11 protein-coding genes are annotated in these 12237 nt (G+C 69.5%); 5 read left to right on the top strand and 6 right to left on the bottom strand.

What is annotated here, in order from left to right:
- Positions 1-37 precede the first annotated feature (37 nt).
- From hemE to hemQ, 3 genes are read left to right on the top strand one after another with little or no spacing between them, the layout of a single operon-like run.
- Positions 38-1138, top strand: a complete 1101-nt coding sequence (hemE, locus tag ACWGLC_RS05745) for a uroporphyrinogen decarboxylase (RefSeq protein WP_452099067.1) — start codon at positions 38-40, stop codon at positions 1136-1138.
- A complete protein-coding gene (hemG, locus tag ACWGLC_RS05740; RefSeq protein ID WP_452098977.1) occupies positions 1138-2523 on the top strand; it encodes a protoporphyrinogen oxidase in 1386 nt (461 codons plus the stop codon). Before hemE ends, hemG begins: the two co-directional genes overlap by 1 nt.
- 3 nt (positions 2524-2526) lie before the next feature.
- Positions 2527-3222 carry a hydrogen peroxide-dependent heme synthase gene (gene hemQ, locus ACWGLC_RS05735; protein WP_230928835.1) on the top strand — a complete coding sequence of 232 codons (696 nt, stop codon included), beginning with the start codon at positions 2527-2529 and terminating at the stop codon, positions 3220-3222.
- Between the two features lie 80 nt (positions 3223-3302).
- Here the strand turns inward: hemQ and msrB are convergent, their stop codons facing one another.
- The 4 genes from msrB to ACWGLC_RS05715 are packed head-to-tail and all read right to left on the bottom strand — an operon-like array spanning position 3303 to position 7302.
- Positions 3303-3737: a peptide-methionine (R)-S-oxide reductase MsrB gene (gene msrB / locus ACWGLC_RS05730; RefSeq protein WP_452098976.1), complete on the bottom strand. Its 435-nt coding sequence runs from the start codon at positions 3735-3737 to the stop codon at positions 3303-3305.
- A 9-nt stretch (positions 3738-3746) separates the two neighbouring features.
- Positions 3747-4943: a glycosyltransferase family 87 protein gene (locus ACWGLC_RS05725; protein ID WP_452098975.1), complete on the bottom strand. Its 1197-nt coding sequence runs from the start codon at positions 4941-4943 to the stop codon at positions 3747-3749.
- 53 nt (positions 4944-4996) lie between these two features.
- Positions 4997-6511, bottom strand: coding sequence for an alpha/beta hydrolase (locus ACWGLC_RS05720; RefSeq protein ID WP_452098974.1), 1515 nt, complete (start codon positions 6509-6511; stop codon positions 4997-4999).
- On the bottom strand, positions 6508-7302 hold the full coding sequence (locus tag ACWGLC_RS05715; RefSeq protein WP_452098973.1) for a dihydrofolate reductase family protein: 795 nt from the start codon (positions 7300-7302) through the stop codon (positions 6508-6510). The genes ACWGLC_RS05720 and ACWGLC_RS05715 overlap by 4 nt, the downstream gene beginning before the upstream one ends.
- A 51-nt stretch (positions 7303-7353) precedes the next feature.
- On the opposite strand from ACWGLC_RS05715, the gene zapE reads away from it, so the two are divergent.
- Positions 7354-8370 (top strand): cell division protein ZapE, encoded by a 1017-nt coding sequence (zapE, locus tag ACWGLC_RS05710; RefSeq protein ID WP_452098972.1) that lies wholly within the window; start codon positions 7354-7356, stop codon positions 8368-8370.
- Between the two features lie 38 nt (positions 8371-8408).
- Here the strand turns inward: zapE and ACWGLC_RS05705 are convergent, their stop codons facing one another.
- On the bottom strand, positions 8409-8942 hold the full coding sequence (locus tag ACWGLC_RS05705; protein WP_452098971.1) for an N-acetyltransferase family protein: 534 nt from the start codon (positions 8940-8942) through the stop codon (positions 8409-8411).
- Between the two features lie 199 nt (positions 8943-9141).
- Here ACWGLC_RS05705 and ACWGLC_RS05700 point away from each other — a divergent pair, with 199 nt between their 5' ends.
- Positions 9142-10344, top strand: coding sequence for a cellulase family glycosylhydrolase (locus ACWGLC_RS05700; protein WP_452098970.1), 1203 nt, complete (start codon positions 9142-9144; stop codon positions 10342-10344).
- A 68-nt stretch (positions 10345-10412) separates the two neighbouring features.
- Here ACWGLC_RS05700 and ACWGLC_RS05695 read toward each other — a convergent pair whose 3' ends face one another.
- The gene (locus ACWGLC_RS05695; RefSeq protein WP_452098969.1) at positions 10413-12188 is read right to left on the bottom strand and encodes a condensation domain-containing protein; all 1776 of its coding nucleotides are present in this window, start codon (positions 12186-12188) and stop codon (positions 10413-10415) included.
- Positions 12189-12237: the final 49 nt, after the last annotated feature.

The raw sequence follows: 12237 nt of genomic DNA, 5'->3' as shown, positions 1-12237 counted from the left end.
CATTCATGGGACCATGGAGGGCGTGTTGAACTCCGATATGCCCTCGACCTCTCCCTCTGGCGACGCCCCGACCAGCGCCGCGACCATCGGCCGCCGCCCGGGGACCGGCCCCTATCTCGACGAGGTGACCGGCAAGGGCGGCCCCCACACGCCGGTGTGGTTCATGCGCCAGGCGGGGCGATCGCTGCCCGAGTACAAGCAGGTGCGCGGCACCTCGAGCATGCTCGAGGCGTGCTTCGATCCGGCGATGACGTGTGAGATCACGCTCCAGCCGGTGCGTCGTCACGGCGTGGACGCCGCGATCTTCTTCTCTGACATCGTGATTCCGCTCGCCGCGGCCGGTGTGGACATCGACATCGTCCCGGGCGTGGGCCCGGTGGTGGCGGAGCCGATCCGCGACGAGGCGGGCATCGCGGCGTTCCCCGAACTGACCCCGGACCGGCTGGAGAAGATCGAGGAGGCGGTCCGCCTCATCATCGGCGAGTTGGACCCGGGTGTCGCGCTCATCGGGTTCGCCGGCGCCCCGTTCACGCTCGCGTCCTACCTGATCGAAGGGGGGCCGAGCCGTAACCACGAGCACACCAAGTCGCTCATGTACTCGCGTCCGGACCTCTGGAACGATCTCATGTCCAGGATCGCCGACCTCACGACGGTCTTCCTGCGTGCCCAGGTGGGCGCCGGCGTGGACGCGGTCCAGCTGTTCGACTCCTGGGCCGGTGCGCTCACGCAGCGCGACTACCGTTCACTGGTGCTGCCGCACTCCACCCGGATCTTCGCCGATGACGTGGTCTCGAGCGTCCCGCGCACCCACTTCGGCGTGGGCACCGGCGAACTGCTCGGCGCTATGGGCGAGGCGGGCCCGGAGGTCGTGGGCGTGGACTGGCGGATCCCGCTCGATGACGCCGCCACCCGCGTGCCGGGCAAGGTCCTCCAGGGAAACCTCGACCCGGCGATGCTGTTCGCCGATCGCTCCGCCCTCGACGCCGAGGTCACGCGCATCGTGGCCGAGGGACGACGTGCGCGGGAGGCCGGCGCACGCGGCCACGTGTTCAACCTCGGACACGGGGTCCTACCGAGCACGGACCCGACGGCGGTGACCCACGTCGTGGAGCTCGTCCACGAGCTGACCGCCGAGTAATGGCGGCCCCACGCGTCGCCGTGGTGGGTGGCGGCCTCAGTGGGCTGACGGCCGCCTATCAACTGTCCCGGGACCTCCCGGGCGCCCGGGTCACGGTGTTCGAGGCGTCGCCGGTGCCCGGTGGCTGCCTGGATACGGCCGACTTCCCGTCCGGCCCCATGGAGCTCGGTGCCGAGGCGTTCATCGGCAGGCGCCCGGAGGCCTCGGAGCTCGTCGCCGAACTCGGTCTGACACACGAACTGCGGCATCCCGGGACCCTCGGTCCCGCCATCCTCACCGGCGGCCGTCTCGTCCCGATGCCGGCCGGCACGCTGATGGGTCTGCCCTCCGATGCGTCGACACTGTCCGGGGTGCTCCGGCCGGCGGACGTGGAGCGGGCGGCGCGGGAGCCGGAGCTGCCTCTCGACTGGGCCCCCGGCGGGGACGTCGCCCTGGGCAGGTTGGTCGCCGACCGCTTCGGTGCCGCGGTGGTGGCCCGTCTGGTCGACCCGATGCTGGGTGGCGTGTACGCCGCGCCCAGCGTGGGGTTGGGGCTGCGCCAGGTGGTGCCCGGCCTGGCCGACGCGCTGGACCGCGGGGCGCCCAACCTCACCGCGGCGGCCAGGGATCTCACCGCGCACCGCACCCCCGGCCCGGTGTTCGCCACCCTGTCCGGTGGCTACCGCGTCCTCGTGGACGCGCTCGTCCGTGCGTCCCGGGCGCGGGTGGTGACCGGGGCGCGGTGCACCGCGATCCGACGGGACAGCGGGGGATACGCGCTGGTCGGCTCCGACGATCGTGGTCCGTGGACGCATGAGGCCGACCTCGTCGTCGTCGCGGTCCCGGTCCCGCTCGCCGCACCGCTCCTCACCGCGGCCGGGGGAGTCGACGACGCGGTGCGGGCGCTGTCGGGGATCCGCACCGCCTCCTCGGCGGTGGTGGCGCTCGAGGTCGACCGCTCCCTCGACCTGCCCGAACGATCCGGGGTGCTCGTCGCCACCGACGAACCCGTGCCGTTCAAGGCGATGACGTTCTCGAGCCGTAAGTGGCCACACCTGGACGACCGGCGCGGCCATCTGGTGCGGGTGTCCTTCGGCAGGCTCGACGACGACGAGATACTCGCAACGGACGACCTCACACTGGTCAGGATGGCGGTCTCCGCGCTGGCCGGGGTGTGCGGATCGACCCCCACCGTCCTGCACTCGCGGGTGCGCCGCTGGGACAACGCCCTCGCCGAGATCGGCCCGGGTCACGATGCGCTGATCGCCGGCATCCGCGGCCGTCTCGTCGAGGACCTCCCCGGAGTCGAGCTCGTCGGCGGTGCGACCGAGGGGGTCGGGGTGCCCTCCTGCGTGGGGTCGGCCCGGGTCGCGGCCCGCCGGTTGGCCGGGAAGTGGCAGGATTGAGCCATGGCACGCCTTGACTACTCCAAGCTTAACTCGACTCTTCGCTACCTGATGTTCTCGGTCTTCACCGTGACGCCGGGGCAGCTCGGGGAGGACCGGGCCGCGGTGGCCGCGGATCTCGAGAAGTTCCTCGCCGGGTACGAGGACACCGACGTCGTGGTCCGCGGGATGTACGACGTCTCCGGCCTGCGCGCCGAGGCCGACTTCATGATCTGGACCCACGCCGAGCACATCGAGGACCTCCAGGGGTTCTACAACGAGTTCCGCCGCACCACCCTGCTGGGTAAGGCCAGCACCGCGTTCTGGTCCAACACGGCCCTGCACCGCCCGGCGGAGTTCAACAAGAGCCATATCCCGGCGTTCCTCGCGGAGGAGGAGCCCGGTGCGTTCATCTCGGTGTACCCGTTCGTCCGCTCCTACGAGTGGTACCTGCTGCCGGACGAGGAGCGGCGCCAGATCCTCGCCGCCCACGGCCGCGCCGCCCGGGAGTTCCCGGATGTGCGCGCCAATACCGTCCCCGCGTTCACGCTGGGTGACTACGAATGGCTGCTGGCGTTCGAGGCACCCGCGCTCGACAGGATCGTCGACCTCATGCGCGAGATGCGCGCCACCGAGGCCCGGCGCCACGTGCGCGAGGAGATCCCGTTCTTCACCGGGCCGCGCGTGACCGCCGAGAAGCTCGCCACCACGATGCCCTGACTCCTGCAGGGGAGACGAGCAGAGCCCGCCGGGGATCGACCCCGGCGGGCTCTGCTCGTCTCCGGTCGCGCGGGCGCGGATCAGTTCTGTGTCGGCTCGAGCGTCAGGCTGAGGGAATTGATGCAGTAGCGCAGGTCGGTCGGGGTGGGGTAGCCCTCGCCCTCGAAGACGTGCCCGAGATGGCCGTGGCAGTTCGCGCACAGCACCTCGATCCGGCGCATCCCCATGGAGTCGTCGACGCGCTCGATCACCGAGTCGCCGGCGAGCGGGGTGAAGAACGACGGCCAACCGCAGCTGGACTCGAACTTGCCCTCGCTACGGAACAGTTCGGCGCCGCAGCCGCGGCAGCGGTAGACGCCCTCGGTCTTGGTGTCGTTGTACTCGCCGGTGAAGGGCCGCTCGGTGCCCGCCCGGCGCAGGACCTGATACTCGTCGGGGGTCAGCCGGCGGCGCCACTCGGCGTCGTCGAGGGTGAAGTTCGGCTGCGGGGCGTTGGTATCGGTGGACTCGCTCATGACCGCAGGCTACGCCGACGTGGCGGCGGGTGCGATCCGCTCGTGCCGGCCCGGGGCCGCGCGGCGCCACAGGAGCACGACCAGGATCGTGGCGAGGATGAGGAGCCAGCCCAGCGTCGGGTGCGCGAACTCCATGACCCGGCCGTAGTAGGGCCAGCGCACGGACTCCCAGTTGTCCGGGAAGAAGAACGCGTACGCCGCCAGCCAGGCGGGCCAGGTCCGCACCAGGGACCCCTTGAGGACCACGGTGAGCATGAGCGGGATCAGCATCATGGAGTAGTACATCTGGCCGAGCGTGGACACGAGGAATACCCCGGCCAGGACGACTCCCGAGGTGGTGGCCAGCCACAGCACCTCGTTGTTGTGCCGGTAGTCCAGCAGCAGCCACACCGCGAGCAGGGTCGCCGCGACGACCAGGATCCGGGCGACCAGGATCAGCGGCTCGGGAATGCCGTAGTAGACGCCGAGACCGGCGATCGAGCTGTTGTAGTAATCACGCACCTGCCCCATGTACGGCATGGTGGTGTCGAGGTACCGGGAGGCGTCGACCGTCAGCGCCCATCCCGCCGCCATCGCGGCCGCGGGGATGGCCAGCGCGCCCACGAACGGCTGCCACTGCTTACGGATCAACGGCAGTACCAGCAGCGGGGCGAGCATCGGCTTGACGGCCAGCGACAGCCCCATCGCGACACCTGCCCACCAGAGACGCCGCGTGTGCAACAGGTACAGGAACGCGGCCTGGCAGAGGAAGATCACGCCGTTGATGTTCGTGAACACCAGCGTGTTGGTCACCGCTTCGGTGCTGAACGCCGCGAGGAGGATCGCGGGGGCGGCGAACGACTTCACGTCGAGGTCGAACATCCTCATGAGCAGCCACAATGCGGCGATGATTGCCGCGGTGTTGATGAGGATGAACAGCCACCTGGAGATCGTGTAGTTGTCGATCACCCCGAATGGCGACAGGAGCAACGTCCCACTCGGGGCGTACAGGTAGTGCGGCTGCACGGTGAGCAGGTTCTCGGAGTAGACGGGCTCGCCCGCAAGGAAGCGCCGGGTGGCGGCGTACACCGTGGCGAAATCGTTGGTGATCGCGCCGTTGACGGCCCTGATCAGAACACGGTGGATCACCGTCATGACCGCCAGTGGCCAGAGGACATTGGCGAGGATGCGGGGCACGGTCGTCGAGCTTCGGGTGGGCAGCGGCACGCTGAGGAGGCTACCGCCCGGGCCCCTGCCCCCGGGTGAGGCACTCCGGTTCGTCAGGACGGACAGGCGGTGGATTTCTCGGCTGCCGCCGGGTCGTCGAGGAAGGTCGTCACCGCCTCTCGCGCACAGCCGGAGTGCAGCATCACCGCTGAACCGGGAGCCCCCCAGCTGACGGTGCGGACCTCGGTGGCGCCGGCAGCGGTGAGTCGGCCCGCGGTCGGTTCGAGGTAGGCGGCGCCGGCGACGGGATCGGCGATACCCGCCAGCAGGAGAACCGGAACCGTGGGCGGGACCTGTAGCGGCATCGGGGCCGGGACGGGCCAGGTGGAGCACGCGGAGAGCTGGGCGGCGAGGATCTCTCCGAACGGCGGGGTGTCGGCCCATTCCGCCTCGAGTTCGTCGACCCGGCTGACGGGAACTCGTTGCGACAGGTCGGAACAGCCGGCGACGTAGGGGAGGGAGGACCGACTCAGCGTCTCGGCCCGCCCCCGCACGCTCTCGGGAGTTTCTCCGGGCCCGGCGGCGATGAGGTCGCCGAGGATGATGTCACCGCCGGAGGGCTCGGGCGCGGAGGCGCCGGACAGATCGCCCAGCGCGGAGCGGACAACGTCCGAGAGCAGCGCTGCAGGGATGTCAGCGAGGGGTTCCTGCGCCCTGTCGAGCGCGGCGGAGACCGCCTCGACCTTCTGGTCGGCGTCGCCGGGCCCGCATTCGGGCCGGGTGCACGAGGATGCCCACAGCCGGAGGGCGGCATCCGATCCGGCGAGGGCGGCCCGGGCGGTGCCCTCCTGATCGCCGTCGTCCGGCGCCGGGGAGTCCAGCGCGAGGAGCGACAACCTGTCGGGGTGGGTGGAGGAGTAGGCCAGCGCGGTCTGCGCGCCTGCCCCGATGCCGAGGATCGCCAGACCCGGCACGTCCCAGTGCTGGCGGAGTACCTCGAGGTCCTGCGCCGCGCCCACGGCGCCGTAGTCGAGTTCGCGCCCCTGGAGTTCGTCCGTGCACGACTGGGAGGCGTCGGCCAGCTCGCCGCGGAGCTCGGGCGAGCCGGGGTCGGCCCCGGCATCGGCGAGGCCGTCGAGGGTCCGTCGCGCCGCGAATGTCAGACACGCGCCTGCGGCGTCGGTGCGGCCCCGGTGGTCGACGACGACGAGCGGCCGACTGTCGACCAACTCGGTACCGGAGGAGACCAGGCGGGGAGCCAGCTCCGATGCGGGGGTCTCGGGGCCGGCGACGACGACGAGAGGTGCCGCGTCGTCCGGCGTGGCAGTCGACGACAGACGGATCGAGGGTGATTGCCCGGCGAGTCCGCACCGGGCGGTCACTGTGTCCGGGATCCCGCTGATTCCGCGATCGCCGCAGTTCACCCACTCGGGTTCGGACTCCGGGGCGAGCCACTCCGGCCGTTCCGGTGGGCCGCTGCCGTCGGTTCCCGTCCCGCCGTTCGAGCGGGGGTCGTCGCCGGTGGCCAGCCGTGGGCCGGTGGCCGGCAGCGGTGCGCACGACGTCGCGGCCAGGAAGAGAACCGTCAGTCCGGCGGTGACCAGTCGACCCGCTCGTGTGTGCCTCATCCGTTCGCCTCGTTCGTCCGATCAACGCTGTCGGTGCGCCCGACATCCGTCGGGGCGTGATCGACGACCCACCGGGTGTAGAGACCGCCCCGGGGGCATGTGAACGCGGTCACCACCCGCATCGGCACGCGCCGGGGCTCGTCCGCGTTCACCAGCCCCGGACCCCGGCCGCCCACGACGACCTCCGGTGCCAGCGAGAGCACGAGTTCATCGACCAGGCCCTGTGTCAGGAACTCCCCGAGCAGGCGAGGGCCACCTTCGAACGCGACCTCGCCCGCTCCGAGGTCACGAAGGAGTGTGCGCAGTGCCTCTGCATAGGGCCCGTCGGGCATGACGTGGACCGTCACACCCGCCTCGCGGGCGGCGTCGACCCGATCCCGTGGGGTGGTGGCGGCGGCCGCGATCTCCAGTCCGCCGCCGGCCGAGCAACACTGCGCGATCAACTCGCCGGGAATCGAACGGGTGACGACGAGGACCGGCGGGGCCGGACGTGACCTACGGCCCGCCCAGGCACTCGCGATCCGGGCGGGGCCGTAGCCCTCTGCGAGGGCGGTTCCGGAGCCGACCAGCACGACGTCGGCGCGTGCGCGCATCGCGTCGTAGACCAGGCGGTCGGTGGGCGTCCCCAGCGGCCCGCTTCGTCCGTCGACGGCGGTGGTTCCGTCCACCGAGGAGATCATCACCGCACGAATCCGGACATCCGTGCCGCCTGGCTCGGGATGCAACGCGTGCCACAGGACATCCTGGGCCGCGGGGTCGTCGTCGAACACGGCGGGTCGCGTGCTGTGCACCTCGGATGTCCTCCATTCTGACGTGGGGTTCCCCCACGATAGGCTCTGCCCATGGTCTCCCGCCTCGTAGACGTCACCCCGGTGGTCCCCGCCGATCAGCTAGTGGCCCAGATGGTGCCGCCGACGATGTTCGACGACGTGAGTTTCGATTCGTACATCCCCGACCCGGCCCAGCCCTCGCAGGCCGCGGCGGTCAAGGCGTGTCGCGAGTTCGCCGAGACGGTCACCGCGCGTCGGGCGCCCAAGAAGGGGTTCTTCGGCCGTCGTCCGAAGGTCGTGAAGGGGACGGGCATCTACCTCGACGGTGGGTTCGGCGTGGGCAAGACCCACCTGCTGACCTCGATCTACCACGACTGTCCCGCACCCAAGGCGTTCGGAACGTTCGTGGAGCTGACGCATGTGGTCGGCGCGCTCGGTTTCAACCGGGCGGTCGAGGAACTGTCCGGACATTCCGTCCTGTGCATCGACGAGTTCGAGCTGGACGATCCCGGTGACACGATGCTGGTCTCGCGCCTTCTCGCGGAGTTGACCGCTGCCGGCGTGAGCGTCGCCGCCACGTCCAACACCCTTCCCGAACAGCTGGGGGAGGGCCGGTTCGCGGCCAAGGACTTCATGCGGGAGATCCGCAAGATGTCCGGCATCTTCGATTCGATCCGCGTCGACGGCCCGGACTACCGGCACCGCAACCTGCCGCCGGCTCCCGAGCCGATGTCCGACGAGGCACTCGCCGCCGATGCCGCGGCGGCACCGGGAGCGACCCTGGACGATTTCGACGCGCTGTGCAAGCACCTCGCGACCCTGCACCCGTCCAAGTACAACCGGCTCGTGGACGGGGTCAGCCGCGTGTGTCTGAGCGGGGTCAAGCCGCTCCCGGACCAGTCCATCGCGCTACGACTGGTGGTTCTCGCGGACCGTCTCTACGACGCCGGTATCCCCGTACGAAACTCCGGGATGAAACTCGATGCGATCTTCACTGACGAAATGGTGGCCGGCGGTTACCGGAAGAAGTATCTACGGGCCACCTCTCGACTGCTCGCACTCTCCCGTTTCGACACTGTCGGCGGCTGAACGGGGCCGTCCTGCACGGGCTTTTCGGACACCACTTCCTACAGGGGCTTCTCCAACACCACGTCGTTGTTCTCAGTGCCGCCGACGGTGAAGACGCGTGTCCCGCGCTCGGCGAAGCCGTTCCTGACGTAGAACGCCCGGGCCCGGGCGTTGTCGACGTTCGTCGCTAGCCAGAGACTCGACGCACCGGCCTGCCGCGCTGTGGCGACCGCGGCGTCGAGCAGGACCCCGGCCACGCCCAGGCCGTGCAATGCCGGGTCGACGTAGAACTTGCTCACCCCGACCGTGGACAGGCCCGTGAGCACCGACGCGCACTCCGGATCCATCCCTGTACCGTCGACGAGCAACGCATACGCCCTTACCTCGCCATCCTTGTCGAGCCCGACCAGCACCGTATGCCCGGGGGTCCGGAGGTACTCGGCGAAGGCCGCCTCGCAGAGGTTCTCGGCGACGAAGGCGTCGATGGCGGCCGCGGCCAACCCGGGCGGGCACGCCAAGGGAAACGTCCGTGCAGCGAGGTCGGCGAGGGCGGGCACGTCATCGGGGCACGCGGGGCGAACGGAGACTGTCACGGCCACAATCCTAGGGGCCGGGTGCATTTCCCGGTTCTGCGACAGCCCTCTCCGGTTGATTCGATGTGATGGAATGATCACAGTGGTCGACACGACAGCCTTCGGCCAACCGGTCACCACCGAATCGGCCGGGGCGTGATCGTCCGAAGAATGGCCGGTCGTATCGATCCGGCGGGAACGCCGAGAGGGAGCGAGATACATGAGAACCGGACCTGCCGGTCGTGTGTCCCCACTTCGTTCATGGGGCACGGTGATCGTCGCGATGGCGTCGTCGATCGCGGTCGTCTCCGGGATCCTGTGGGGATATTCCCCGCCCCCGGCGCACAAGCCCACCGCAACCGTCGAGTCGCTCCGGGATCAGCCGCCGTGCCTGAACATCGGGATGGCCACCAACGCGGACTGGGATGTGTTCTCGTCGGAGGACTACGACCTCGCCACCGAGACGACGCGGGATCTGGGCATGGGACGGTTGCGGATCAACGCGAACTGGTCGGAGGTTGAGAGCAATCCGGGGCGCTACGACTGGACGGCGCTGGATATGCGGATGAGGCATGCCCTCGACGCGGGTTTGACGCCGCTCCTTCTCGTCCATTCGGTTCCCGACTGGCAGCAGGTCCCCGGGCCCGGCCAGATCACCGACGCCCATCGCCAGTTCGCGGCGAACTACGCGCGGTTCGCAGGGGCCGTGGCGGATCGCTACGGCGATGACGTGGACGGCTACGAGATCTGGAACGAGCCGAACCTGCCCAGGTTCTGGCCCGATCCGGACGTCAGCCACTATGTCGAGTTGATCAAGGCCGCGTACCCGGCGATTCACGCGGCCGACCCCACCGCCACCGTGATCTCCGCGGGGTTGGCTCCGGCCGACGACCTGCGTGGCCGGATCGAACCCGTGAGGTTCCTCACGACGTTCTACGACCTGGGCGGGAACCAGTACGCGGATGCCATCGGAATGCACCCCTACTCGCACCCTGAGATGCCCTCGCATGATGCGTCCTGGAACACTTTCGGGAAGCTGGACGCCATCGTCGAACTCATGCGCCGCAATGGTGACGGGGACAAGAAGATCTGGCTCACCGAGTACGGGGCCCCCACCCGACCCGAGGCGGCGGACAGGACCGTCCCGGTCGAGAAGCAGGCCGCGATGATCGCAGAATCGTATGAGCTCGCGACCGCGCACCCTGCGATCGGCCCGATCTTCATCTACACGCTGATCGACAATGCCGAGTCGTCAAACGATCCCGAGTCGCATTTCGGTATCTACCACTGGGATCAAACACCTAAGCCTGCGGCGGCAGCGATCCAGGAGGCGATCAGGGACTGCGTAGACACCGGCGGCGGCTCGGTGGCGAACCCCATGCCGGAGCTCGGCGACCAGCCGGCTCTGAGCTCCGTTTCTTAGAGCACGACCGTCGGTCGCCGGCAGGCCCTCCGACCCCAGTCGAGCCGGGGCCCGTGCCGGATGGCGCCTCAGCGAATCACGACCGGCGCCGACGTGACCTCGGCGACGCGCGCGGCGATCTCCTCGTTCTCTTCGCGGGACGTCTTCCCGGCGGGTCGGATGGTGATCCGCCGTCCGGATGCGGTGACCTCTGCGCCGGTATACCGCGGATCGCGCGTGACGGCCCGGCGCACGGCGTCCAGTTCGACATGGGCGCCGTTCACCACGACGCGATCCTCAGTAGTTCCGCGGTATTCGAGTCCGTCGCGGCCGAGTGAGACCAGCAGGTCGGACTCCCGGGCGCCCCGGGGAGTCAGGAACACGACGCGGCCGGGTCGCCCGAAGACGGATGGCCGACCGAGATCAGACCGGACCTCGATTCCCGTGACGTCGGTGAGGCCGACGCTCGAGGCGAGATCGGCGACGGTGCAGTTCGTGCCCCACTCCAGTGGTTGGGGAGAGTCGGGCCCCGCGGTGTCGGCGAGCTCGGCGTGGAGGCTCTGTTCGGCCGCGGTGAGGCAGACCAGGTCGGAGACGGGGGCGTCCGGCCGTGCGGCCACCTGCTCCAGCCAGTCGGCGAACCGCTGCGCGTGCAGAACGCGATCCGAGGCGGGATAGATCGAGGGATTGAACAGCATCTCGGTCCGGATCCCGTCCCCGGGCGCCGGCGTGATGGTGAACGAGAGATCATCGCAGGGGCCGTGACTGACCACTTCCAACCCGGTTTCGAGTGCTCCCGCCATCGACGGGATCTCAAAGGGAATGACGTTGACCATCGGCCCGTAGACCCGCCCGGTACGCCATGCGACCGGCAGTTCGGCGCGAAGGGCATCGGGCGCCTGTCGCTGGTGGTTCTTCGTGGTGCGAACCGTATTCCGGAACACGGTGACGAGGTCGGGGATCGTGGCCGCGTGATCGACGCGCAGGTGCAGCGGTAGAGCGCCCATCGACTGGGACGGGGTCATCTTCTCCTCCGGCGTGAATCGGCCGGTGACGGGGAGACCCACGACGACCGCCGGGCTCTCGAGGATCACCGACGTGTAGGCGATCGCGGCTGCCGCCGCGACGTGTGCCCAGTTCACCCCGTCGAGGGCCTCGGCGACCCGAGTGGTGAAGCGCGGGACGCGGAAATCGATCATCTCGTAGAGCGGGGCCGGCGGTGCGACACGATCGGCGAAGCTGATGACCTCCGGCGCTCCGTCCAGGTGGGCCTTCCAGAACTCGAGATCGGCGGGATCGGGCTCGGGAGTCGCGGCGATCAGGTCGGTGATGCTTCCCAGGGGGGAGTCAGGGACGGCCTGACCTGCTGCGAGCGCGCCCAGGACCTGGCCGACCCTGGCACGCAGGAGAGTCGCCCCGTACCCGTCGATGAACATGTGGTGGCAGATCCCGAACCATGCGAAGGAGGTGGGCCCGAGTGTGAGGACGTAGGACCTGAACGGGAGTTCGGGTCCGCTGATCGGAAGCGCACGCCGCACCTCGCGGAACGCGAGATCTCGGGCCGCCTGCTGCGGATCCGGCTCCGCGGAGAGATCCACCCGATGAACGGGAACCTCGGACGCGGTGTCGAGTTGCTGGTACCACTGGCCGTTCTCATCGGTTCCGGCGACGAGGAGGATCGAATGCGTATCCCTGACCCCGATCTCCACGGCGTCGACCACCATCTGCTCTGAGAGCTCCTCGCCGGCGAACCAGACGATCTGGGCGACCGAGTATGCCGAATTCTCAGGATCCTGGAGGTGCCCGTCGCGCATCCCGGTCTGTGAGGGAATCAGCGACAGGCGGGGGGAGAGCGTGTCGGTCATGAGCACCTATGCTGGTCAGGGTCCGGGCATCACCTGTTGCCGGGACGTT

The sequence above is a fragment of the Dietzia sp. NPDC055877 genome (assembly GCF_053615975.1).
Note: the sequence above shows the minus strand (reverse complement) of the source record. Positions and strands in the feature narration are given on the sequence as shown.